Source organism: Domibacillus iocasae (assembly GCF_001750285.1).
In the GTDB taxonomy this organism is placed as follows: domain Bacteria; phylum Bacillota; class Bacilli; order Bacillales; family Domibacillaceae; genus Domibacillus; species Domibacillus iocasae.
On sequence record NZ_MAMP01000012.1, the window covers coordinates 50,195 to 73,240 of the forward strand.

A 23,046-nucleotide genomic window follows, 5' to 3' on the forward strand; every position below is an offset into this window, starting at 1 on the left:
ATATTCCTAAACAGAGTGGATGATTCCTTCGACTTGAGTGTGACAATAAAAAATAATGATTTGGATTTTTAATGTGAAATTTTAAATGGGTATTAAATAAAGGAAACAGAGTAAGAAGAAATTAGCATAAGTCTCTTTACGTGGAATATGATTATTCCACTGTAAGGAGATGATAATTTGAAGGCCATAATAAAGTTTAAAGATGGCAGGGTTATTAGTTATGACTCAATTGAGAAAATGGAGCCGTGCGAAGGTCTTGATTTTATTAGCAGCATAATAGCCGCAATTAAAATTGAAGCAGAAGAGAAAAGTAAAAAAGATTCAAAAGAGCAAACGTTAACTGCTTCTGATATTTATTCGTTAGAAATTATAATGTAATGAGCGAAGGGACAGAGGAAAAGCCGGAAGCCGGCGGTTATGTGGAAGTGGTAAGCCCATTATACTGGTATGAGGATGAACGTTACGAAATAGGAAAACGTTTTGTCATTAAATCAGAACACATCAATCGCAGTTTTAAAAAATGTGTGAAGAAGATTAGAAGCTTACAAATGAATTTGCGGAAAAATGTTTAAGCACTTTTATAAAAGAATTATTCAATTTAATACAAGAAGAGCATGTTTTGATTAATCTATTTTCAAAATATGCTCTTTTCTTTTGTTCGTGCGAAACAAAGCGATGTGACAGGCTGAATGAGATTACTTATCCTTGGGGATAAATAGAACAAACACAGCCGTGTACCAGGAAAAGCTAAACGTGAAGCATCGGAGGAACAACCTTGGAATTAAAACTGATATATCTGTCTCTGTTAATTGCAATTTTTCTTTTTTTCACAGTCGCTGATTACATGGGGAATGATGTTAATGCAATGGGGGCGTCAGCATCAATCGCAACAGCCATAGTAATTGAATTATATATAAGGCCATTTTTCAAGTGACGATGGTGTGAGAAGGAAAAGAGAAAAAAATGAACATGAACAATTCGAATATAAAAGGCAAGGTGGCCGTGAGGAATGGACGCGTTGCTTTAAAAGGTCTAATTTCAAAACGAGGAGAATATTTCCGTTTAAAAGCAGTAATTAAGCAGCAGTGGACACCGGAAGAAATAAGAAGTTTGAAGGGAAGCGCCCGGCCTATGTTAGAGAAGCAGACAAACGAGTAGGGATTCATTTTTCCGCAGGTCGGAAACGGTCAGTCAATTCGAACGGGGATTTAAGTAAGGACCAGTATATACGGTTCATGGAAAAAGGAATGTCGGATGAACACATTTTAGCGCGGGAACGTCTGGGGATGGCGAAGAAGCGGTGGAAGATTAATTGAATTAAAAGGCGAGAGAAATAAAAAGATGCCCAGAAGTGAGCTCCTGGGCAGCCAGCTTGTGACAACAGGGGTGAAATCACAGCTGTGATACTATTAAACGCACATAGAAGAAGAACGCTTCCTTCTCCCCGTAAATAGTATATGCTTCGATTTGGTTAGTAGTACAAAATAATACAAAAAAACAGTCAGGCAAGTTCCTGGCTGCAAAAATGGTTCTGAGTTGTAGGAGTTAAGTTTTGGAACTAACAGTACCAGTATGCACTATTCCATAAATATTTATACAAGAATAAAAAAAGCCAGGTTATCATGACTGTCTATTAGGAAGAAGTATTAAAAAAGCTTATCAACAATAAATTTATATGCGGTGAAAAAACAAATATAGATCTAAAAAGGACAGCAGAGATCGACCTTATAGAAAGCGCAGCACACATCGTTACAAAAACCGTGAGCTTAAAAATTGCCTGTTCCAGAAAGCGGACACGGCAAGCGTGTAATCAATCGACAAGGCGATAAACCTTGTCAAGCCAAGCTGGAAACGGATATTAGATAGTTGACCAAATATTTACAGGGGGGAAGGGGCTGACCGAGCTTTCCTTCTTCCCATGCTCATTGCATTCCATTGGCAACCTTGAGTCACAAGAAAAAGCCGGGATAGGACCCGGCTAAGAAATGATTAAGACTATTTCAAGATTTGAAATTTAAAACAATATTCTCATTATGAACCATTGAAACTCTTTTTATACAGGGAAATTACCTTATAAGTAATTAACAATACGCCAAATTTGAATTCAGTATAATATAACTAATCGAATAAGTGGACACTTATTTACGAATAAAAACAATTTTTACGCACTCTAAAGAAAATAAAAGGCGACATTGAAGCTAAATTGGAATTGTTGGAACTGGATATTCAAGATAAGGCGCTCATTAACAGGATGATCAGGGAAGTGGAATTTGCGATTCAGTAGATGATGTCCAGCTGAAATCCTAATGCAAGACACGGAGCAGATCGAATAGAGGTTTTTATATCTTGGATCCAAAACTGATTGAAGCATTGGTACCAAATAAAGTGGTTGAAGAAGGGAAGAAAATCACAGCTGACGAACCGTGGCTGCTGGATGATATGCCTGGTGATTTAATAAGGCGTGAAAAAGATGTGTTCACGTTGGTAAAAGCAGAAGGATTAACGTTTGAGTACATGGCGGAGTTGCTCGGGATCACAAATCATCTGCCTAGACATACCTTGAACGGACAAATCAGAAAATTGAAGACTGAAAAATGTGAGCCTTTTTCTTGTGTCTTGAAAAAAGCTTTTTATATTTATTTATAGTATGTTCTGTTTACAGCCTCATATAATAAAGTAAATTAAAAGAGCAAAAGGAGGACCGGTAACACCCCTTTTGTTAAAGCAATGTTTTGAAAAGGAAAATAATCAGAAGTGTAAGAAGTATCATGGAAAGACCAGTAAGAAATAAGCGGTGAATGTAATGCATACCGCAGAAGATTCCCTCCTTTCTTTTCTCCATAAAGGATATGAAAAACAAGAAAGGAAAATACCAAGCATCTCAAAGTACACTGGGAGGCTTTTTTTTTAGCGTACAGGTGACGTATATGAGAAAGGAAAAAAGCTCCTAACGTTGAATGTAGTAATTTGATGAAAGGGGAAGATTTTTTGGCTAATACATTTACAAATTCAGTTTGTAAAGCAATTGTTGTAGCAACAAGATCCGAACCAATTTTACCGAATGTAGAGTTGATTGATGATTATCAGCTAAGAGTGGGATTGTTAATGATGGGTCGGGATGAAGAAAAGCTTACCAATTTAAGTGAACAATTAACTAAACTGGTGGAAGGGGAAAAATACAAATTATCTTCACCAGAGTATATGGTGGAGTTTGAAAAAATTTCAACGCAGGTTGGCTATTTTGCCGAGAAGAAGAAAAGGGTTGCCGAGGTAGAATTAATTGTTGATAGGCAAACAGGTGAAAAACGCTTCACTATTTTAAAAGATAACGATGTCGTCAAAAAACTTATACTGGGAGAAAATGAAACGATTGATGAATTTTTCGAATATATGCAGGGGTTTTCTAAAGTCATAGTAGCATAAGAAATTAAAACGTCATCAAGGGTGCTTTTTTCTTTGCTCTAATGGTTGTATGATTAAAGAAAAAGGAGTGAAGAAATGGATTATAATTTTTTATTATTAAGCACTACTATGAATGGAATAGCATTGAATCAAATAATATTATTCGGAATGATTGTTTTTTCCATGATAATAGTCGGAACAATTTTGAAAATATTTAAGGTGCCAGGCAAAATCATAAATTTCGTCATTACAGTTGTAGGTTTAGGCTTCGGATATTACTGGCTGACAACTTTAAATTAGTCACTCATTTGAGTGGCTTTTTTGACTGGTTTAGAGAGTGTGAAATTTTTGTGTAATCCAGACTTAGCGCTGGAAAAGAAAGCTCCTCATTTTCTGCCTGTGTTATTTGCTTATTTCCCTATCACATATCTCACCATTGGGAATGCGAGCAATACATATCAATATACTATGAAAATCAACCCCTGAAGCTGTGTAGCTTCGAGGGGGTCTTTCTATTTGTAAAAAAGAGATATTTTATTTGTCCAGAAGGTGAGAAACTCGGTCTCTTTACATATATTTCATGGCTGCTGGTTCAGAACATTCATCGATAAACAACAGGACCAGCTTTTAGTGAAGAAATGCTGAAATAATTAATGTTCTCGTAAATCAGATAAAGGAACAGTTTGTTCTTGCTGCGGTTCACCAAGAGGATAAATTCTAGCCGTTTCATTATTTTCCTCCACATGTTGTATGTAGACAGGTACATCATTAAACGTAACATTGACCATCACTGGTGAAGCGGCAATTTCCTGCGCTCTATATTTATTCATGGTCATGACCTCCTTTGAATTTATAACGGTCATAATGTAATGTTTGCTTAAAAAGGTTTAATTATGCTTAAAAATAAGCGTTTAAATGAATTATATAACGGTGTTCGCTTTCCTAAAAATTTTCATGGATAAGGATGGAATGATAAAAGAACAATCCAGCTATTTTTTTGATTGCCAGTCCACGAAAAGGACATGCTATTTAATGATTAAAATGAATCAAAGGAGAATCTGGAAATGAAAGTTAATTGGATAAAACCAATGTTGATTGGTGGAGTGATTGCTATGCTTACACTCGCGCTAGCCGGATGTGGGAATGGAGAAGATCAACAGAATGAAGGTAACAATGGGCAGGAAAAGGTCCAGCAAAATAACCACAGCGATATAAATGAGGGAACAGATCGAAATAACGATACGGGGACTAATGAGAATGACCAAATAGAAGCCGATCTAAATGATGAGAAATAATAAAGAAAATGAAAGAAATGCTGGCGAAGTTCAAAATAATGGGATGAATAAGGAAGAGTCATGATGGCCGAAATTATAAGAAGAACATAAAGAAGGATTGCAATTTCTTCTTAAAAGAGGTTATCTAAATATAACCTTAACAGGAGGAATTATTCATGCATGAAAAGCAGCACAATGCGTTCTATACAGTAGACTATCAATGGACTGGACAACAAGTTTTGTTCGTGAAGGTAGCTGGTTTTGATGCTGAAAAGGGAAAAGAGTTTGAGGGACTTATAAAATTTGTGAAGGGGGCACCTTTTGGAGATTTAATACATCCGCAACAATCATCCTTATCAGCAGATTGTATAAAAGATCTTCGTGATTACCTGACTAAAAAATTTGCCGGGGACGAATTTAATTGAGTTTAAAAACAGCATTCTGTTGTGAGTGCTGTTTTTTTAATGAGGTTTAAGCAGATGTACTGAAACATCTGTGTTTGCGGAGGAATAAAGGTGGTAAAGTATCATAAAAACCTCATCCGTTAAGAGTCATGTTAACCATGTCAAATGATGAATTAAGAACGATAGTCATTCTCCGCGATGTGATTGAAAAAACGAAAACAACACTGGACGATTTGCGAAATGAAGAATTCTCCAAAAAAGTTATAACGGCGATTGACTATCTGGCAAAGTGAGAAGACGAATCGTATATGGAATTTGTCCGCCGTGCTAAAGAAAATGAATTAGCGAAAGTAGTGAAAATCGCAGACATTAAGGATAACAAAGACATTCCTACAGTGCCTGATCCAACTGAAAAAGATTTGGATAGAATCAAAAAGTATGATAAAGCGCTAGAAGAACTGTTGTCATAAAGTCAATTAGATCAAATGATCAATCATTTAGACCAGTATTGAAGTTGGTTCATAGAGAGGCTTCTTTTGTGTAAATTATGCTTCATTCGAAATGAACCAATAAGACAGGCGTCTTATCCTTTATTTATAAAGGATAGACGTCTGTTTTAGATTGTCCAGCCGCTGCTTCCTTCGATGAAATGATCGGTTTTTTTGTTGTTAAAAAAATTTTTTCATAAAAGAAAATTGATCGTTCTAAGCAGCCTTTGTCCAAAATTTAATTATTTTTATGAATAAGATGTTGAAAAATAGCTCATATTTAATCATACAGGAGGTGAAAAAAATGTTAGATAATGACCGCATTTTGATTTCTGGAGATGTTAAACTAGTAGAAATTCCGAACCGTCCATTTTATCGTTTTGCCGTTGTTGCAGAACAGATAAACAGAGACAATCCACTTGAAAATCCAGTAGCTATCTATGGAACTGTAACATTTAATAAAAATAAAGGTGAAATAGTGGCAGAGTGTTTAAACACGTCATTTAATAATTTGAAAAGCAGCGCACAACAATGGATTACTAAAAAACTTTTAAGAGAACTTGAAGAGTATCACCATCGGCAAAACTTATTAAATAAAGCAGATTGAATAATGAAAGAGCATCCATTTGGTTAATGAATGAGAAGCACGGCTGCAGCCAGAAAATACGAAAATGAATGCAGAGTAAAACAAGAGGAAGTTCCGGTCGTGTGTATTTTTGTGACAGGGCTTTTTTTATTCAACATATAGGATATGTTCTTCTAGTCGTGTTCAGGCATGGCAATATACATATCACTATAAACCGAAAGTACCTTGATGAAAGGGTGCTTTTTCTTATTATTTCAATTAATTTTATAGATCTTAAAAATAAGAGTTCATTTTATCGTCTATCTAATGTTTCTTTCAAACACATGTCTTTAGAAATTTTACTTGCTATTTTTGTTTTCCACTTGCTCATGTCGGCTGATACTGCGGCTATCGAGATTTCTTGATGATTATTATGCCGCAGAATCATGCAAAATTGATCCGAGGTTTTTAGCTTCTTTTGATTTGATTAATATATGAGAGCGACCGGTGAGAACATTATGTAAACAAGTCTAAAGGTTTATGAAAGACTAGGTATAAAAAGCTGGATTAATTGTATAAATTACTATAATTCTATTGACTCGACATAATTCGACATGATTTAATAAGTTTTAAAGATAAAGGCAAACTTCTCCGAAAGGGAAGGACGCAAAGCCACGGGTCTACTATTCATTGTTTGAATTATGACAGCCGGGCTACTAAATAGGGGAGTACCTCCGTATTTGGTTCCATAACTGTATAAGGCAGGGTGAAAAGTGCGGAGAGAAACAACAGAATTAAAAGCGAATGTAGAAAAGTTTTTTGTTTTATTGAAAAATTATCCGGACAGTATGGACTCGACTTTAGTATTTGTAAGGTTTTTGCGGTCTTTCTTAAGGGCAGATGCTCAAGAAGAAGTGCTGCCCACTATTGAAGTAATGACATTGTTAAAAGAACATAAACCTAATGTTTTTCAGTCCATGAAGAAGCTTTCAGAGAAAGATCCCATGCTGGCATTTTTGACTGGTTTATCGATGAACCTTCAAGAAGCAGAGGATAGGCTTCAATCTATTTACGAAAACAAAAAGAAAGAACAATAAAAAAGAATGGAAATGGCACTTCATTTATGAGGTGCTTTTTTGCTTAACACAACGATCCCTGTTTTTATTGTTGCCTCACAACCGATTTTGCTCATGTCTATGACTGAGGATAGAGTAAGGACTGATCGCAATATTATTGTGGGAAAAATACAGGAAGATTATATCCGGGCTTACTGCTTTAAAAGGCGGCAGGTGCGGAATTTAAGAAAGCCAACATTTTCACAGCCGAAAAGCCTAAGCAAAAAAAAGAGAGCTTTATACGCTTAAGAATCTTTCCACTCATCAGCTTAAAATACTTTATTATATAAATGAATTTGCAAGTGATAGAAAATACCTGCTCGAAAAACTGCATTATGAACACATAGCCCGGTACTCAAACGAGTACCGGGCTATGTGTTGAATAGGAAAAAGACAAATAGAACCTGTTTCAAAAAGTCATATGAATCTAAGTTAAAAAAGCTACGGCCTGATGGAAACGAGGGTTCCGATCGGGATTGTTCTGGAAAGCTCTTCTACATCCTGATTATGCATGCGGACACAGCCTTTTGATACATATTTTCCAATCGATGACGGATCATTTGTGCCATGAATCCCATATCCTTTTTTAGATAAGCTCATCCACATCGTTCCATAAGGACCTCCTGGATTAGGGGCTTTATTAATAAGAATAAAATCTCCTCTAGGCGTTTCATGAAGCATTCTGCCAACCCCAACGGGATACACTTTCCTTGTCTGTCCCTGATAAAGTAAAGTCAGGGTTCTGTTTGAGAGGGAGATGTAAATGGAAAAAGGGATTGTGGATGGAGAAGGAAAGCCTGGAATAACAATTCGCTGTCCCACGTAAATCAGATTCGGTGTAAAGCCTGGATTGGCAGCAATAAGAGATGCTAAGGAAAGACGATAATCTCCAGCGATCGAGGAAAGCGTTTCACCGCGCTTAACTGTGTGGATCAAAGTAAACCTAAACCTCCTTTTTTACCTTAATACTCCATCTTATTCACGGCTGCTTTAAAATTGAAGGACAGATTAAAAAAACAGTATCCATGTTAATGTCAATATTAGCACTAATATAAAAGGGACAGTTTAAGCATTGTTTGAAATCGTCCAAAACGGACGCCTGCGTGATATATTTATAAACTGTTTTATTCATTAATTCAATATGATCTGATTTAAAAATGAAAACCGGTTAACTCACTTTTGGTGAGAGAACTTCTTTTTTTATATCAGATCCTGAATTTCTTCTTGAGCTTTTGATTGTTTTTTTGGGACAGCTCATATTCCGATTCCGAAAACCATTTAAATTTTATTAGCTTGAAAACGAATGGGTAAATGAAGATAACTTCTAAAACGGTTAAAATGATCCAGATAAAAAGCTCGGTTGACGACATATTGAGAAAACCTCCGTACGAATAAACCTTATTCTTTAGATAAATGTTAATGTACCCCGTATAAAGAAAAATAAACAAGCTTGCTTATTGAAAAGAAGAACGAAAACGACTCATTAAAAAGAGCAGCGAAACTCTGCACAGTGGATTTTAAATGCAGAATAAGCGGTTGGAATGTTAAAACGAAATCCGTATTTAATCGCGTATGATCAGGTTAGATAGGGGGAAAATATTTTCAAATCATGGCGGCTGTACAAAATGCCAGTCGTACCATTGGAGGGAATATAAATGGCCAATCGTAGAGCAATCGTTGAACAGCAGTGGACACAGGAAGAAATGAATACGTATTGTGAAAAGTTTGAAGAAAAACGACCAGCTTATTTAAGGAAAGCAGAACAAACGATGGATGGAAGATTCTCGTCACGGCGAAAGCGCGTAGTTCATTCAAACGGGAATCTCTAATGCTCTTCCTAAAACTAAAGCTCTTTTCAAGTATAAATAAAAAAAGCCGAGTAAGATCCTCGGCATACAAAGGCTGACATAGGAGTTGGAAGGATGAGTTCCTTATAACTCCAGCATGCCCATTTTCAGAAATAAATACACAAAAAAGATACTGGAAAATCCAGAAAAATTTTAAGTGCTCTGATACTCTTTTGAAGATAGCTTTTTATTTTTTAGGAGGGTTTTATCTTGAAGAGAGCCTTTAAAGTTTTATTTGGGTTAGTCATCGTTGTCGTTGCTTTAGGTGTTAGGCTTTATTATTTTGGAACTAAAATGGCTTCTGAAAAAGTAATGAACCAAGTAGCAGCACAGCTTGAAAATAGTGGAGAACTCGAGAATATCAAACAAAAAATTAATAGTGATCCTGAATTACAAAAATTCGTTACAGAGGGAGCAAATGTAGACAGCTCATCATTGCTATTTGAAACGAAAGAAGAAGCGACGAGGGAATTAGTTAAAAAATTTAGTCCAAGTGAATTACATGAAATTCGATCGAGTGTTCAAGGTGGCCTCACTTAAGAAAAGAAACAAGAATTAGTGAACATACTTGAAAGTAAACTAACTGAAGAAGAAATATTAACTTTAAAAGTTTTGGCTTATAAGGAACTCAATAAGTAACGTGGAGCATCCAGATGATCTTTTTTTGTGGGGAATTCATACGATTTCTAAAAAGTCATTATTAATTTGAATAAAAAACCAGCTGCTGCTTTTCCTAAGGTTACAGCTGGTTTTCAATCTTTTAAGTGTGTAATTGAATCAGTCTTTTTTGGTATATGGCTCTTTCTCAGCTGCAGGTAAGTCTCCAAAAGGTGTCATGAGATTTTCTGCGTCTAATACCTCTTCATAATTTTCATGTTCTGTAGAAGGATATATCTCCATTTTTTCACCAGTAATATCGGCTGCAGCAAAATTTTCGTAATCCTCCACATAACCTATATTTTCTTGAGATTCTACATACATATCCCCGTAATCCTCGGGCGGATTGGCAAAATCGGATGGAGATTCGGACGTTCCATATTGAGCGACTTCCTGCCAGGAATCCTCAGAATCATGGGCGACATTTTCATCTTTTACATCCATATCAAACCTTCCAAAAGGAGGAGCCAGGACACTTTCTTCAATCGGCCGGTCACGAGAAACATGCTGGTCTTGTGAATCCTTAACACAAAACAAAGTTGTTGGTACAGCTTCTAGACGTTCTACTGGAATTTCTTTTTTGCAGATCTTGCAAATGCCATATGTTCCATTTTGAATGGCTTCTAAGGCTGTATCGATATCCTGCAATTCAAATCTGGAGTGTTCATCCAACGCAATATCTTTTTCCCGCTCAAATAGCTCAGTTCCGATATCAGCCGGGTGATTGTCATAAACGGATAATTCTCTCGTGGAGTCAGACAAGCTTCTTGGTAATTGGAAGTGATCATTATCCTCAAAATGGGCTTCTAATTCCTTTTTTCTGTTGGTTAACTCTGTGCGAAAATCGGCTAATTGGGCTTTGTTCAGCATAAATTCAGTCCTTTACATTCCATTTTTAAGGTTTTGTACATCATGTTTATACCTAAATGGGAAAGCTATTCTTACGTAGGATTCCCAAAGAAGCTATTTTGACTCTTAGAAGAAAAATTTCCCGGTTTGTTTTTTTACGTATTATCACTACTCTTTTAACAGGCCAGGGCCTGCACTTAATAGATGAATTTATTTTTGCTTACTTTCCATATTGCGGATTACAGGGAATATAAGGTATTTGGTGGTATGGCTGAAGATATTGGGGCTGCTGGTGATGGTCATGTATAGATTGGTTAAGTGACTGTTTTTTTCTTTATTACAGTTGTGGCTATTTCATAATGCCACCAGCCCTGCGGAATGTTTCTACTTGCCCAGACGTAATAGCGTATTCTTGAATTTGCTTTGTGAAAGGAGTCGGCATCGAGACTGAAGCTGCACCGGAAACACAATAAACAAGTTCTGCTGCGTTTTGGTGATAGTGCGGTTCTACAACGTTTTGCGTATTGCGTACTCAGGAAAATGTCGAGTAGAGACACATTTTTTAAGCTATTTAGCTGCTGTACACCAAGAACATTAATATAATTTTTGCTATCTTGTTCTAAACAAGGGGCTTTTATTTACATCAAACGTAAATTGAGTGAATGGAGATGTGTAATCCAGATTGGAGTCCATAAATTCTTCCTCACTTCTTTATCGTAATGGTAAAAACAAACGTTAAAGGCATATTATGCCCTGATCATCCCCTTGGTGTTCGTCATGATTAAAACGTATTACTGTACGATTGTCCGAACAACAAATGAAAAAAGCGCCGGCAGCGCTTTATAAATGATCATTTTTCACTTTTCGTTTTAGGATTTTATTTTCTTGAGATGTATCATCAGATTCTATATCTAATTTTGATTCTTTTGGTAGGAAGATGATCGAAATGATAAAGCTTAAAGCTAATAGTGCACATAAAATCCAGCCGAAAGTGTCGATTGAAACCATGTATGAAACCTCCTACCGTATAGTGAACGTGTCTATCTAGTAAAAACAGAATATTTGTTTGTTAAGAGTGCAATAAAGTCCAAAAACGATGCCAGGCATTTACGAACTAGAAAGCCTGCGGGCAGTGGAAAACATGAAGCATCAATATTAACGTATGACAAATTTGATGGATTTAGAACTAGGTAAATAAAAAAAGAAGCCCCACGATAGCGGAGCTCCATTCGTATTTTGCTTTAAAAAAGATGTGCAGGCCTGTTTATCAAATTTTATCCTTTTGGTGGATAGGGGTCGTTTCCATAGCTGTCCTTTCCCCGAATCTGTCCATCTCGTCCATGTATAATCACTTCTGATTGCTGATTCTTTGCAAGCTCTTTTGCAAAGTCCTGAGCCTCTTTTTGTGTCTCGAATAGCTTGGTTGCCTTGGAATTACCGGTTCCTTTTACTTGCCATCCTTGTTCATGTTTTGAAACATGCTGGTCTTTGCCCATAACATTCATCTCCTTGCTTACAACAGTACTTTTTGCTTCAATACCAGCTCATTAGAAAGAAAAACATGTAATTGGGGAAGGACGAGACGAACATATGGCTGGCTTTAGCAGTGTTCGAATAAATATATCAGAAGTCTATTACAGCAATTCTTTACATACATTCAAATAATAAAAATAAAAAAGTGTTAGAAGCAATATCTTAATTTTTTCTTTTCATTCTCACATAACGATTTTTTGAAGAGCCATCATCGGATTCCGAAAACAATTTAGGTTTTCTCGATATAAAGACCAGGGAGCCAATGAAACAGACCATTAAAAAACCAGCCAAAAACCAGCCAAATAGTTCAATTGGCGCCATGTTGCAGAAAACCTCCTTAATTGTGGGATTTTAATTATAAATATACCCACTTTAAAGGAAAAAAAACATTATTTTCTTATTTCTGAGACGAAAGAAAAAATGAAAAGGAGGAAGTCATAATGGAAATGGGAGAGTGGAGAACAATCAAAATCGGCGATGTGACAGCCATTGGATATATAAGCAACATTCAAAGTTATAGCTGGCATGAAGAATGCATCGAGTTTACAAAAGTGGGCTGGATAATTGGCGATACAATTGAATGGCGTAAACCGACGCAGGGCATTTATGAAGCAAATCGGCTCAACCCTGCTGCTAAGTTGCTGAATCAATATCAGGATAAAACGACGCTCATTGATTTAGCCCTTTTAACAAAGGACAAGCAGTGGTTTGAAGAATTGACAAAGGAAGCGGTTATTTCGTGAAACAGCTGGCAAGTCGTTCAACAAAAAGAATGACCACTGTGTCCTTTCAAGACGAAAAAAAAGCCGGGGATTCCCCGGTATACAAAGACTGGCTGAAATAGGAGTAGAAGGGATGAAGATCCCGACGTCTATATCATGCCTATTCCAGAAAAAAATATACAAAAAAGTCAAAAAAATGTCCCTGGCCGCTAACATTATCCCTCGCTAATATTACTTTCATCTATCAGTAGGGGAAACAGAGGTCAAATAAAGAGGGAATTGTCTCTTTTAGTCGAATGTAAGGAATAAGGAGATGATGTAATGAAAATTAAAGTGAGTTACTCTCGCTTGGACTTTAATGGGATGCCAGAAGGCGGGCAACGTTATGAACAGGTAGAGATCGAGCCGGACTCAGATGATGGTGTGAGTATGCTGGTTAAAGAAGCGTTAAGCAAAAAATTGAACGTAAGTAAAGATAAATTAAAAGTGATAAGTATGTCGTGAATGTAAACCTTGATTTTTAAAAGCGCCAACTGTGGTGTTTTTTTTTGAAGATAGATAGGTGTGGATAATCGTTCTTTCAAGCGGGCACATTATGGAGTGACCATACAAAGGAGGTAGGTATTTATGTGTAAAAAAATACTTTATTCAATCTCTGTTCTCACTCTTGCTGTCATGCTGTATGGAATAAGCGCAAGCGCTCAAAGCAGCGGCGCCGATAATCATTCCATTATGGAGATGGCTCAAAATAATAATATGACAGACAACGCTGTTAATGCTGATGACGACGAGATGAATTGGGGATGGCTTGGTCTTCTTGGGTTACTCGGTCTTTTCGGATTAAAAAGACGGACCGATAGAAAATGATGATTCAGCATCCTTCGGGGTGCTTTTTCTTTGTCGGTCGATGAACTTTTAACGAGCTTTCGGCGTTGAGCATAAGCAATACTATACGACCTTGCTTGGATACACTATAATAAAAAAAGCTAAAACATAGAAATGGGGCAGAATAATGGTGGATTGGATACGACTGCCGGTCGGGCTGCTTCAAACGAATGCGTATGTTGTTTATAATAAAAAAGGACGTTGCTTAATCGTTGATCCAGGTGATGAAGAAAAGAAAATTCACCAGTTTGTTCAAAAGAAAAAGCTGAAGCCGCAGGCGGTTTTATTAACACATGCCCATTTTGATCATATAGGCGCGGTGGACATCCTTCGTGAACAGTATAGCATTCCGGCCTATATCCATCAAAAGGAAAAAAAGTGGCTGTCAAATCCGCTTTTGAACGGTTCTGAAAAATACGAAGATGTTGAGCCAGTGGTTATAAAGGGTGCGGATCATTTATTTTCAAAAGAAGAAAAGACGGCTATTGACGGGTTCACCTTTCATGTACTTGAAACGCCGGGTCACTCGCCGGGAAGTGTCAGCTTTTATTTTAAAGAATCAGGTCTGGTTATAGCCGGGGATACGCTGTTTAAAGGCGGTATCGGCCGAACGGACTTAAAGGGCGGTCAGGAAAAAGAGCTTTTAAAAAGCATTCGTGATAAGTTATTTTCATTACCAGAAGATACATATGTGCTGCCAGGTCACGATCAAGTCACAACGATTGGACAGGAAATCAAACATAACCCGTTTTTTTAATAAAAAGCGGGGTGATACATTTATAAATGGAAAAGGGGCAGGGGACGTGAAGGATGAACTAAAGTTATTGGGTGAGACGATTATGAGAAAAAAACAAGAGATTGCTAAATTGGTTCATCAGGAAAGAATGGCTGGAGTGCATATGTCCGAACAAGAAAAACGAGTATTCCAGACGCTTGAACAAAACATTCTAGACATTCGAACTGAGTTCATTGGACTGCTTGGGGAAGGGATACGTGACTATTCAAATTCTCAAACCTCATTTGAAAAAATAGAGAAATGGGGCAAAGAAACGGGTACTTACTTTTTTAACCTTGGGACACCTTTGGATGAAGCGCTGAAAGATACAAGTTATTATCGTGCAAATATATGGAAAGCAATGGAGAAAGATACGGTTGCGAAAAGTCTGTCTGCCGCCTCTGTTTTTAAGCTCGTTTCTATATTTGACCCATTGTTAGATCATGCTGTATACTACTTCAGCTTAACGTACGTTCAATCACATCAGAAGACACTTGAAAACGCAAAAAGTGCTTTTCTGGAAGTGTCGGTGCCTGTTGTGCCACTTTTAAAAGGAGTCGGTGTACTGCCATTAATCGGCAATATTGATACAGAACGGTCACGCTTATTAATGGAAAAAGCGTTAGAGCAGGCGATAGATTTAAAATTAACGCACCTTATTCTTGATGTTTCAGGCGTGCAAATTATTGATACAATGGTGGCGGATCAGCTTTTTAAGGTAATTGACGCGTTATCACTCATTGGAGTGGAAACCATTGTTACCGGCATCCGCCCTGAAGTCGCTCAAACGATGACGAGTCTCGGGTTAAATATCGATGGATTAAAGGTAAAAGCAAATTTACATCAGGCATTTCATGATATTCGATTACTGAAAAATAGATAACTCAGTGAGAAAAATAAGAAAGGAGCCTAGCACTTAGGCTCCTTTCTTATTTTTTGTCCAGTTAAAGGTGGTGCTCGGAATTGAACCGAGGATAAAGGTTTTACAGCCCAGCGCCTTACCGCTTGGCTATACCACCGTAATGTTTTATAAATCTAGTTTATTCATTAGATAAACCAAATATTCTCCCAGTTTACCATCTTTTTAAAATAAGCAGGAGTATACTGAAAAAAACGCCTGCATTATATTAGCGGGCGTTTATATTTTTTATTTTAACCGTGCGATGGGTCGTTTTCTCTTTTATGAGCCTGTTCAATTTGTTTGCTGATCGGCGAATGTTCGATAACGGCTTGTGCTTGCTCTGGCGTCATTCCCCGCACTTTTTGCAGCCAATTGGCCATGTGCTGCTTTTCATCTTCAAATTCATCAAGCTCAAGCCGTCTTGTTCTTTCTTCTGTTGAAATTAAGTAGTCTTCGTAAAGACGCTGATAATCAATATTCATATAGAATCGCTCCTTTTTGTATGCTGTACCCTTAAAGCAATCAAAGAAAAACCACTTTTCTTTGGTTTTTAAATAGGGTCCCTTCTATACATATTGAGCAGAAAGGAACATACACATAGACAATGAACAATGGATAGGGGGAGAAAATGTGAACAGCCAGCCACCACCTTTTACAAATGTAAAGTCATATGTTCCATTCCGTGGCCCATGCGACCCATGCCCGCCGATCGGCCGTAAATACTTCAGTACGCCGCCTAGTTTGTATTTAGGATTTCAGCCGCCGGGCCTGCCGCAATTTTCACCTGCAGATGCACTAAGAAAAGGAACGCTTTGGAAAGTGTTTTATGATTATTATGATAATCCATATCGGAAAGGGGCGGGGAAACCCCGTGGATAAACCATATCCGAACGATTACTATAAGCAGCTGGAAGAAATTCAAGCCGCCGACTTTGTTTTAGTGGAATTAACCTTATATTTAGATACCCATCCAGATGATGGACAGGCTATTGGGCAATATAATCAGTTTGCTCAGTATAGCAAGCAGTTGAAACGAGCTTTTGAATCTCAATTTGGCCCATTGCAGCAAGGCAGTTTGAATTCTTCGCCAAACGTTTGGGAATGGAGCAAATCTCCTTGGCCCTGGCAAATCTAAAAAAGTTGAAAAGGTGGAAATGGAATGTGGACGTATGAGAAAAAACTGCAATACCCGGTAAAAGTGAGTACGTGCAATCCCACACTGGCGAAATATTTAATGGAACAGTATGGGGGAGCGGATGGGGAACTGGCAGCCGCGCTTCGTTATATGAATCAGCGCTATACCATTCCCGATAAGGTGATTGGGGTTCTTAATGACATAGCGACGGAAGAGTTTGCCCATTTGGAAATGATTGCAACAATGATTTATAAGCTGACAAAAGATGCAACGCCGCAGCAGCTTCGTGACGCGGGTTTGGCTGAGCATTATGTCAGCCATGACAGTGCCCTTTTTTACAACAATGCAGCAGGCGTACCGTTCACCGCCGCTTATATTCAGGCAAAAGGAGATCCGATCGCTGATTTGTATGAAGATATCGCCGCAGAAGAAAAAGCGAGAGCGACCTATCAATGGCTTATCGACGTTTCTGACGATCCAGACTTAAATGACTCCCTTCGCTTTTTGAGAGAGCGGGAAGTTGTTCATTCCCAGCGCTTTCGGGAAGCCGTAGAGATATTGAAAGACGAGCGAGACCAGAAAAAAGTATTTTAATGAACAAAGACCAGAGCGCTTGAGCGGCTCTGGTTTTATTTTGTGAAAAAAGTTAAATGAACGACGTCCCGATGATGACCAGGAGAATAAACAAAACGACAACGAGTACAGATCCAGATCCGTATCCCCCGCCGGTTTCTTCTTTACAACTCACTTTTTCCACTTCTTACACGTCAGTGTATGCCAAAAGAAAATGCTTCTTGGACTAATTGGCAAGAAAAGCGAAGTGCCTTCAATAACGACTTAGAAAACAAAGCATATTGTATAAATGACGGGGTTGTTTTTAGAGGAGGATGGGAAGTGAAGACAAAAAAGTTTCAAGGAATCGTCCAGGTTCAGTATGAACAAGCGAGACAAAGTATTCAAACCGGCGACCTTTTGTTTTGCAGCGGAACGTATTTAATTAGCGAGCTTATTAAAAAAGCCTCTAATTCTTTTATGAGCCATGTCGCTTTTTTGTTTGAATGGAACGGCCGGGTTCTCGTATTTGAAAGTGTGGAGAGCGCCGGCGTTCGTATTATCCCGCTATCGCATTACGTGACGAACTATAATAATACAGGAAGAAAGTATAAAGGTGCGCTTTATTTGGCACGTCATGAAACATTAATTGATTCTTCTTTTGACAGGACTCTTTTACAAAATATGATCGGAAAAGCTATTGGCTCTCTTAACCGAAACTACGATCAAACAGAGTTGATCCGGATTTTAACAAGAATCAGCCTTGGGGTTGGCCGGCATAAAGAAAATGAAGCGTATATTTGTTCAGAATTTGTTGACCAATGTTTTAGGCAAATTGGCATTCGATTTCCTCGTACTGAAGCGGGGTTTGTCTATCCAGAACATATCGCCGCAGACCCACACGTTTATCCGATGTTTGAAATCGTCCCATGATGTTCAGTTGAAAGCAAAAAAGCAATTGTCAGCACACTCGCCCCATAAACACATAAATACAAAAAATCACGCCGCTTTGTTCTAATCAAAAAAATCCGCTCCTTCTTAAAAAAATAAACAAGCAGCATTAGTATAAATCAATTCAGAAATTAAATTCATTGTTAATACATTATGTGCAAAATTCAAATATTTTTTTGGAAAACAGGCATATAATAAAACAAAAACGGGAAAAGAATGAATACTGAAAAGGAAAAAGGAAGTGACCAGTCATGCAAGTGGAAAAGCGGGCATTACACATATTAGCTAAGATGAAAAATGGTATAAAACCAGAGCAGGGCAGTGTGGACCTTGAAGCGTTCGGAGAAGCACTGCATTTCCTCGATTCCAACAATCTTGCTACAGGCATTACAGTAAACCGTTCTGGTGAAGGAAAAGAAATCGTTGGATACTCTATTGAAGAAGAATATTCCGTTACTGTATCCGGCTATGAATTTCTCGAGAAAAATGTTGGACAAGAAGAATAAACAAAGAATCAGGCGGCATACTCTTTTACGAACAAATTAGGAGGCATTCGGATGAAAAAAGTATTGGTTGAACTATCATTTGATGAAGCGGTACATCCTCATATCGAGTCTACTGTAATAAGCGCACTAAAAGATCTTGGCGTTGAAGTGAAAATGATGCCAGTGGATGAAAAAGTAAATAAAAATAAACAAGTCCGAGCGCATTCGGACAGCTTGTCGGCCGGGGCAGGTGGAATGGTTTCACCGGAATAGGCAAAAAGGTGTTGTCTCCAGTCAGGTATGTTTGATGGAAACAGCACCTTTTTTTATGTGAAAAATCCAGAAAGAAATTTAAATTCAATGCTAAAAACAAGCGCACACAAGCGGACATATGCATCTAATATAAATAGTAGTGGCGGCGAGGAGGGGGGACACATGCTCAAACCTGGTGACTGGGTCATGATTGCGAATGGCCAGGAACGGATTATCGGATTTATCCGCGATTTTTCCAGACTGAGGAATGAAGTTTACATTGTACAGGTCTCTACTTATTTAGACAAACGAATAACAGCCATGAAACCGGCGCTTGAAGTTGTTGAAAGCAAAAAAATTATGGCAGTTGGATTAACTCTTGCGAAAGAAGATTGGGATGCAATGATTGATCTCCCTATGACAGGTAAAAGCATATATCCCCTTGTCAGTCCCGTTATTTTGCACGAACGAACCAAAACTGTTTTGATGTACCCGGCCCATAAGAAGATTCTTCATTGGCATCAATGACAATTTCGGAAAAGATGGACGTGATTAATTGCTTGCGTTCTTCATCCTCGGCAATGTCCCAGACGGATTTAAAATGATAAATCAGATTTTCTAATTCTTGAGTGGAGAGCTCAGCCACATTTTCCGTCTCTGATTGTTTGTTTAATTCAGCAGTTACATTTTTTTCTTGTGTTTTCAAAACAGATAGCTGATTATTCAATTCTTCAATATCAATGAGGTCGTTGATGAACATTAATTTGTATTTGTCGATTGCTTTTCTTATTTTATCAAGTTCATTAGCGGCAGCCTTTGCGTTATCATCTAAATCAACAATTCGCTTTGTCTGCGACTTTGAAAACCAGCTTTTTGTCAAGTCATCGAATACTCGTATTAATTCTTCTGCTAATCTGCTTTCCTTTATTTGAGGCATCGTACAGCTTTTCATTTTCACTTTGTTCGAACAGCGATAATATTTCGTTTTCGTTATTTCCCCATTCTTTTCTTTATATTTGTAAGCAGTACCGGTCATAGAAGCGCCACACTTGCCGCAGCGCAACACAGAGGTAAAGTAATACTTGCCAGTCGATGCTTTGCCGCTATTATGTTTTCTGCGATCAAGTATTTTCTGAATTTCCCAAAATGCTTCTTCCGTAATAATAGGCTCAATGTGATCACTCTTAAATGTTCGCTGGTCTTCTAAGGACTGATACGTTTTTCCGCTGCCGTCATTATAGCGGAAAATTCCTATATAAACAGGATTTCTGAGAATATAGTGCACAGAAAAACCGCTCCAATGGAAACCTTTCTTCGTACGGCAGCCTTCCTGGTTTAATGCACTGGCTATACTCTCCATTCCTTTCGTTTTCCCCATCTTGAATATTTTTTTAATAATATCCGCTTCATTTTTGATTACTTGAAGAGACTGCCCATCGAATGCATAGCCATAAGGAATGACGCCGCCCGTCCATTCGCCCAAGCTCGCTTTTTTTAACATGCCGAATTTAACACGCTCAGCAAGGTTTTCGCGTTCCCATTGCGCTAATGCTGCCACAAGCGTAATAAATAAACGGCCAATCGCGGTTGTCGTATCATAAACTTCTGTCGCTGACTTAAACTTAACGTTGTGCTCATCAAAAATTTTAAGAAGCTTGTATAGGTCAATGACCGAACGCGTGAGACGATCGAGACGATAAACCAGGACCACTTCAAATAACCCACCTTTTAAATCCGTCAGCATTCGCTGTAATTGCTCCCGCTTTAAATCCTTCGCTGACCGGCCCTCATCCCGATAGATCTTTACAATTTCCCAGTCTTGCGACATTGCATAGGCGCGCAGCCTTTCTTCCTGCGCAGCGAGTGAATACCCGTGCTGCGCTTGCTCTTCTGTAGATACTCGTATATAAAGAGCAGATTTCATTCGTTTCACCTCACTATCAAGCACTCCCTAACACATAGTAGTACCCAATGCCTCACGATATACAATTTCTTTATATTTACGTCCTGAATCTAGGCCGATATAAGCTGACGGAATATAAAATACCAAAAGCAAAAGGTGGGCTTTTGTATAGCTCATGTGACTGCTCGTTTCCAATTTGTACTTATGGGAATATGGGTTCTTTTTGAACGTATAAATAAACAAATCAAAGGGGAAGGTTAAAGTGAAAAATTACCAATTAAAAACCTGTCCTTTAAAGAGACAGGCGTAATTAGTTCTGATGTTTAAAAAACATATATAAATATTACGTTTGAAAGTTGAGGGAGAGAATTTCATTATTACATCATTTTATGGGCCGAAATAGCACTTTTCAAGGTTCCTTGAAGGTCGCATATTGTCGATCTCTACTTCTTTTTCGATATAATCCCAAATGACTCCCCGATAACAGCGCACAGTGAGCATTAATCCATCGATTCCTATTCCATAATGAACAGATCCTTCAGATGTTTGCATAGCCCATTCGGCTACCTGATCAGCGACATCAGCATCATCTTCGGATAAAGTCGCTGTCCCAATCAAAACAATTAACTGTGCCCGCCATTTAGTAATCGTATTATCAACGAGACCACTTTCATTAAGAAAAGAAGTATATCGTTTATTCAGCTTCTTGCTAATTTCTGATGATACCTCTAGGCTTTTATCTTTTAATAGCTGGCCCACCGTTTTTGAAAATAGCATAATGGCAAATCGCCTTTCTATTTAGCCGATTTTATTTAGTCCTTACGCTTTATAATAATTAGTTTTGCTGAGGAAAATGTACTGAAGAATGAGACAACTTATTACAAGTGAGAAACTGGAGCTTATGTACATCAAATATTTTTTGCAAAGGACGCTGTTGTTTCAGCAATGAAGAAAGAAGTCAGCTAAGCAGGCATATTATTAAGACAGCCTACAAATTTCAACTGTGAAAGGCGGTAATCTGATGGAAAAGCCTATTTTTGAACCGATTGACTTTACACCTGAAAAAGCAGAGCGAGTAAAAGCAGTCCTCGAAAAAATTCTTTCTCGTCATACCGGGACACAGGTAGTGATCACCAGCTATGAAATAACGCCTCGTAAAAATAATCAGCAATCGATTTAGCCAGCACAGGATAGACGCAAAAGTGATAAAAAAGCGAAGCATTTTGGATATTTGATGTAACGCAAACAATTGTTTTAACAATGAAAGGAATGTGTCTTTTGGGAATCGACTGAATTTGCCAGGATGTATGGGACTGGTACAGAGAAGATGAAAAAAATAATACCTGCTGGCCAGAGCAGACGTTCATATAAAGCATATCTAATTAACATGATAACAAAGCATTCATGCTGATGGGCGCTTCGTTGCTCATCAACGGCGATCGGAAGGGGCTTCCCTGGTCCCCTGGGTTCCGGTTGCAGTTGGGCTATCTGCCGTTGAAAGAAGATGAGTAAAAAAGAAAAAACCAATATATTTCTATATTGGCTGTTAACATTGGACTAATGCTTCACTCAAAAGCTGAATGTCACTTTGAATTAATTTTTTAATGTTCGAATCATTACATTTGTAATAATCATCTATTAGGCGGACGAGTTCAGCAGATAGAATGACGGTCAATTCTTCCAGAATAAACACTCCTTTTGAGTATTTTATCTTAGTTCAAATGTATTATACATGAAGTTGTATGTTGCTTTCTAGAAAAACACGAAAAAATTGAAAACCTAAAGCCATATATATGCAATTTATATAAGTTGAAAAAAGATTCTTACTTTAGAAAACAGGCATTGTTTAGGCTGGTGCGTTTCGTGTAGATGCAAGGATGATCACCGATTTGTTCTAGGATCAGTTCTTCCAACTGACACCTTATTTTTACAGGCAGGGGTCGGTTACCCGGGTGGCAGAAGGAAAAATGATAAGATCAACTTATATAGGTTTAAAGGCTCGAAAAACATAATTAACAGCCGGGCAACAATAATTTAGCATAAGGGGATATAGGAAGAAGTGAAAGGTTATTCGGTTTACGAATAAGAGTGTAACGACGGAACAATTGAGCAGTGCAAAGGAGATGTAGGGATTTACAAAACAAAAAAGCCATCGGAAAGATGGCTTTGAGAAAGTGGAGACAATATTCCAGCAAGAAAGGAAGCAAAATGCGCCTAAACCTGCAGCTGGTCCCTGAAATTATATTCATTAATGACTCCAAATTTTACAATATATACTTGCAAGGCTGCCTTAGCAGCCTTGGGGCGGCATGGTGAAAGTAAATGATGAAAAGTGTTGAAAAAAAATCTGA

35 protein-coding genes, 1 tRNA gene, 1 pseudogene and 1 riboswitch are annotated in these 23,046 nt (G+C 37.9%); of the genes and pseudogenes, 25 read left to right on the forward strand and 12 right to left on the reverse strand.

Translation table 11 applies throughout. From position 1 onward, the window contains the following. Positions 1–177: 177 nt before the first annotated feature. The 4 genes from BA724_RS04705 (at position 178) to BA724_RS04725 (ending at position 3,423) form a co-directional block, all read left to right on the forward strand. Positions 178–378, forward strand: a complete 201-nt coding sequence (locus BA724_RS04705) for a hypothetical protein (protein ID WP_069937519.1) — start codon at positions 178–180, stop codon at positions 376–378. Further along, the gene (locus tag BA724_RS04710; protein WP_069937520.1) at positions 378–572 is read left to right on the forward strand and encodes a hypothetical protein; all 195 of its coding nucleotides are present in this window, start codon (positions 378–380) and stop codon (positions 570–572) included. The genes BA724_RS04705 and BA724_RS04710 overlap by 1 nt, the downstream gene beginning before the upstream one ends. A 1,774-nt stretch (positions 573–2,346) precedes the next feature. Next, positions 2,347–2,646, forward strand: a complete 300-nt coding sequence (locus BA724_RS04720) for a hypothetical protein (protein WP_069937522.1) — start codon at positions 2,347–2,349, stop codon at positions 2,644–2,646. Between the two features lie 342 nt (positions 2,647–2,988). After that, positions 2,989–3,423: an RNA-binding protein gene (locus BA724_RS04725; protein ID WP_069937523.1), complete on the forward strand. Its 435-nt coding sequence runs from the start codon at positions 2,989–2,991 to the stop codon at positions 3,421–3,423. 629 nt (positions 3,424–4,052) lie between these two features. Here the strand turns inward: BA724_RS04725 and BA724_RS04735 are convergent. Continuing rightward, the gene (locus BA724_RS04735; RefSeq protein ID WP_069937525.1) at positions 4,053–4,232 is read right to left on the reverse strand and encodes a small acid-soluble spore protein H; all 180 of its coding nucleotides are present in this window, start codon (positions 4,230–4,232) and stop codon (positions 4,053–4,055) included. Positions 4,233–4,466: 234 nt separating this feature from the next. On the opposite strand from BA724_RS04735, the gene BA724_RS04740 reads away from it, so the two are divergent. From BA724_RS04740 to BA724_RS04765, 6 genes are all read left to right on the forward strand, one after another. Continuing rightward, on the forward strand, positions 4,467–4,697 hold the full coding sequence (locus BA724_RS04740; RefSeq protein WP_069937526.1) for a hypothetical protein: 231 nt from the start codon (positions 4,467–4,469) through the stop codon (positions 4,695–4,697). Positions 4,698–4,852: 155 nt separating this feature from the next. Next, positions 4,853–5,101, forward strand: coding sequence for a hypothetical protein (locus tag BA724_RS04745; RefSeq protein ID WP_069937527.1), 249 nt, complete (start codon positions 4,853–4,855; stop codon positions 5,099–5,101). Between the two features lie 137 nt (positions 5,102–5,238). Beyond that, on the forward strand, positions 5,239–5,373 hold the full coding sequence (locus tag BA724_RS18985; protein ID WP_281181990.1) for a hypothetical protein: 135 nt from the start codon (positions 5,239–5,241) through the stop codon (positions 5,371–5,373). A gap of 15 nt (positions 5,374–5,388) precedes the next feature. Continuing rightward, on the forward strand, positions 5,389–5,550 hold the full coding sequence (locus BA724_RS18485) for a hypothetical protein (protein WP_169818496.1): 162 nt from the start codon (positions 5,389–5,391) through the stop codon (positions 5,548–5,550). Positions 5,551–5,872: 322 nt separating this feature from the next. Beyond that, positions 5,873–6,175 carry a hypothetical protein gene (locus BA724_RS04755; RefSeq protein ID WP_069937528.1) on the forward strand — a complete coding sequence of 101 codons (303 nt, stop codon included), beginning with the start codon at positions 5,873–5,875 and terminating at the stop codon, positions 6,173–6,175. A gap of 588 nt (positions 6,176–6,763) precedes the next feature. Continuing rightward, positions 6,764–6,854: riboswitch (cyclic di-GMP riboswitch) on the forward strand. 52 nt (positions 6,855–6,906) lie between these two features. Continuing rightward, positions 6,907–7,230, forward strand: coding sequence for a hypothetical protein (locus BA724_RS04765; RefSeq protein WP_069937530.1), 324 nt, complete (start codon positions 6,907–6,909; stop codon positions 7,228–7,230). 459 nt (positions 7,231–7,689) lie between these two features. On the opposite strand, the gene BA724_RS04770 is transcribed toward BA724_RS04765, so the two are convergent. Next, positions 7,690–8,184 carry a L,D-transpeptidase family protein gene (locus tag BA724_RS04770; RefSeq protein ID WP_069937531.1) on the reverse strand — a complete coding sequence of 165 codons (495 nt, stop codon included), beginning with the start codon at positions 8,182–8,184 and terminating at the stop codon, positions 7,690–7,692. A gap of 719 nt (positions 8,185–8,903) precedes the next feature. Between BA724_RS04770 and BA724_RS18490 the strand changes: the two genes are divergently transcribed. Continuing rightward, positions 8,904–9,077: a hypothetical protein gene (locus BA724_RS18490; RefSeq protein WP_169818497.1), complete on the forward strand. Its 174-nt coding sequence runs from the start codon at positions 8,904–8,906 to the stop codon at positions 9,075–9,077. Positions 9,078–9,305: 228 nt separating this feature from the next. Next, positions 9,306–9,635 carry a hypothetical protein gene (locus tag BA724_RS04775; RefSeq protein WP_245676147.1) on the forward strand — a complete coding sequence of 110 codons (330 nt, stop codon included), beginning with the start codon at positions 9,306–9,308 and terminating at the stop codon, positions 9,633–9,635. 237 nt (positions 9,636–9,872) lie between these two features. On the opposite strand, the gene BA724_RS04780 is transcribed toward BA724_RS04775, so the two are convergent. From BA724_RS04780 to BA724_RS18500, 5 genes and pseudogenes are all read right to left on the reverse strand, one after another. Then, complete coding sequence (locus BA724_RS04780; protein WP_069937532.1) at positions 9,873–10,622, reverse strand: TraR/DksA C4-type zinc finger protein; 750 nt, start codon at positions 10,620–10,622, stop codon at positions 9,873–9,875. Positions 10,623–10,945: 323 nt separating this feature from the next. Then, a pseudogene (locus BA724_RS17850) lies at positions 10,946–11,294 on the reverse strand (cupin domain-containing protein); the annotation flags it as partial. Positions 11,295–11,441: 147 nt separating this feature from the next. Continuing rightward, a complete protein-coding gene (locus tag BA724_RS18495; protein WP_169818498.1) occupies positions 11,442–11,609 on the reverse strand; it encodes a hypothetical protein in 168 nt (55 codons plus the stop codon). 266 nt (positions 11,610–11,875) lie between these two features. Further along, positions 11,876–12,097: a DUF2188 domain-containing protein gene (locus BA724_RS04785; protein WP_069937533.1), complete on the reverse strand. Its 222-nt coding sequence runs from the start codon at positions 12,095–12,097 to the stop codon at positions 11,876–11,878. 199 nt (positions 12,098–12,296) lie between these two features. Then, positions 12,297–12,455, reverse strand: coding sequence for a hypothetical protein (locus BA724_RS18500; RefSeq protein ID WP_169818499.1), 159 nt, complete (start codon positions 12,453–12,455; stop codon positions 12,297–12,299). 119 nt (positions 12,456–12,574) lie between these two features. Between BA724_RS18500 and BA724_RS04790 the strand changes: the two genes are divergently transcribed. From BA724_RS04790 to BA724_RS04810, 5 genes are all read left to right on the forward strand, one after another. Then, positions 12,575–12,877 (forward strand): IDEAL domain-containing protein, encoded by a 303-nt coding sequence (locus BA724_RS04790; RefSeq protein ID WP_069937534.1) that lies wholly within the window; start codon positions 12,575–12,577, stop codon positions 12,875–12,877. Positions 12,878–13,177: 300 nt separating this feature from the next. After that, the gene (locus BA724_RS04795; RefSeq protein WP_069937535.1) at positions 13,178–13,360 is read left to right on the forward strand and encodes a hypothetical protein; all 183 of its coding nucleotides are present in this window, start codon (positions 13,178–13,180) and stop codon (positions 13,358–13,360) included. A gap of 123 nt (positions 13,361–13,483) precedes the next feature. Continuing rightward, entirely contained in the window at positions 13,484–13,723 is a 240-nt protein-coding gene (locus BA724_RS04800) for a WGxxGxxG family protein (protein WP_069937536.1), read from the forward strand. Positions 13,724–13,871: 148 nt separating this feature from the next. Further along, positions 13,872–14,498 carry an MBL fold metallo-hydrolase gene (locus tag BA724_RS04805; RefSeq protein WP_069937852.1) on the forward strand — a complete coding sequence of 209 codons (627 nt, stop codon included), beginning with the start codon at positions 13,872–13,874 and terminating at the stop codon, positions 14,496–14,498. A 46-nt stretch (positions 14,499–14,544) separates the two neighbouring features. After that, on the forward strand, positions 14,545–15,399 hold the full coding sequence (locus tag BA724_RS04810) for an STAS domain-containing protein (RefSeq protein ID WP_141719873.1): 855 nt from the start codon (positions 14,545–14,547) through the stop codon (positions 15,397–15,399). A gap of 65 nt (positions 15,400–15,464) precedes the next feature. Here the strand turns inward: BA724_RS04810 and BA724_RS04815 are convergent. Both BA724_RS04815 and BA724_RS04820 read right to left on the reverse strand, forming a co-directional pair. After that, positions 15,465–15,535 (reverse strand) — tRNA-Tyr (locus BA724_RS04815). A gap of 133 nt (positions 15,536–15,668) precedes the next feature. Next, positions 15,669–15,899, reverse strand: coding sequence for a hypothetical protein (locus tag BA724_RS04820; RefSeq protein WP_069937537.1), 231 nt, complete (start codon positions 15,897–15,899; stop codon positions 15,669–15,671). 148 nt (positions 15,900–16,047) lie between these two features. Between BA724_RS04820 and BA724_RS04825 the strand changes: the two genes are divergently transcribed. From BA724_RS04825 to BA724_RS04835, 3 genes are read left to right on the forward strand one after another with little or no spacing between them, the layout of a single operon-like run. After that, the gene (locus BA724_RS04825; protein ID WP_069937538.1) at positions 16,048–16,296 is read left to right on the forward strand and encodes a spore coat associated protein CotJA; all 249 of its coding nucleotides are present in this window, start codon (positions 16,048–16,050) and stop codon (positions 16,294–16,296) included. Continuing rightward, positions 16,244–16,552, forward strand: a complete 309-nt coding sequence (locus tag BA724_RS04830; RefSeq protein WP_083256074.1) for a spore coat protein CotJB — start codon at positions 16,244–16,246, stop codon at positions 16,550–16,552. Before BA724_RS04825 ends, BA724_RS04830 begins: the two co-directional genes overlap by 53 nt. A 24-nt stretch (positions 16,553–16,576) precedes the next feature. Next, entirely contained in the window at positions 16,577–17,146 is a 570-nt protein-coding gene (locus BA724_RS04835) for a manganese catalase family protein (protein WP_069937540.1), read from the forward strand. Between the two features lie 52 nt (positions 17,147–17,198). Here BA724_RS04835 and BA724_RS17855 read toward each other — a convergent pair whose 3' ends face one another. Then, positions 17,199–17,300, reverse strand: coding sequence for a YjcZ family sporulation protein (locus BA724_RS17855; RefSeq protein ID WP_141719874.1), 102 nt, complete (start codon positions 17,298–17,300; stop codon positions 17,199–17,201). Between the two features lie 146 nt (positions 17,301–17,446). Between BA724_RS17855 and BA724_RS04840 the strand changes: the two genes are divergently transcribed. From BA724_RS04840 to BA724_RS17860, 4 genes are all read left to right on the forward strand, one after another. Further along, positions 17,447–18,037, forward strand: coding sequence for a YiiX/YebB-like N1pC/P60 family cysteine hydrolase (locus BA724_RS04840; RefSeq protein WP_069937541.1), 591 nt, complete (start codon positions 17,447–17,449; stop codon positions 18,035–18,037). Positions 18,038–18,306: 269 nt separating this feature from the next. Further along, entirely contained in the window at positions 18,307–18,561 is a 255-nt protein-coding gene (locus BA724_RS04845; RefSeq protein WP_069937542.1) for a hypothetical protein, read from the forward strand. Between the two features lie 51 nt (positions 18,562–18,612). After that, the gene (locus BA724_RS04850; RefSeq protein WP_069937543.1) at positions 18,613–18,813 is read left to right on the forward strand and encodes a hypothetical protein; all 201 of its coding nucleotides are present in this window, start codon (positions 18,613–18,615) and stop codon (positions 18,811–18,813) included. A gap of 162 nt (positions 18,814–18,975) precedes the next feature. Continuing rightward, positions 18,976–19,320, forward strand: coding sequence for a hypothetical protein (locus tag BA724_RS17860; RefSeq protein WP_083256076.1), 345 nt, complete (start codon positions 18,976–18,978; stop codon positions 19,318–19,320). On the opposite strand, the gene BA724_RS04855 is transcribed toward BA724_RS17860, so the two are convergent. Together BA724_RS04855 and BA724_RS04860 are read right to left on the reverse strand one after the other, a co-directional pair. After that, complete coding sequence (locus BA724_RS04855) at positions 19,247–20,716, reverse strand: recombinase family protein (RefSeq protein ID WP_069937544.1); 1,470 nt, start codon at positions 20,714–20,716, stop codon at positions 19,247–19,249. The genes BA724_RS17860 and BA724_RS04855 overlap by 74 nt on opposite strands. A gap of 366 nt (positions 20,717–21,082) precedes the next feature. Beyond that, the gene (locus tag BA724_RS04860) at positions 21,083–21,472 is read right to left on the reverse strand and encodes a hypothetical protein (RefSeq protein ID WP_069937545.1); all 390 of its coding nucleotides are present in this window, start codon (positions 21,470–21,472) and stop codon (positions 21,083–21,085) included. 244 nt (positions 21,473–21,716) lie between these two features. Between BA724_RS04860 and BA724_RS18505 the strand changes: the two genes are divergently transcribed. Further along, on the forward strand, positions 21,717–21,875 hold the full coding sequence (locus BA724_RS18505) for a hypothetical protein (RefSeq protein WP_169818500.1): 159 nt from the start codon (positions 21,717–21,719) through the stop codon (positions 21,873–21,875). Positions 21,876–23,046 lie beyond the last annotated feature (1,171 nt).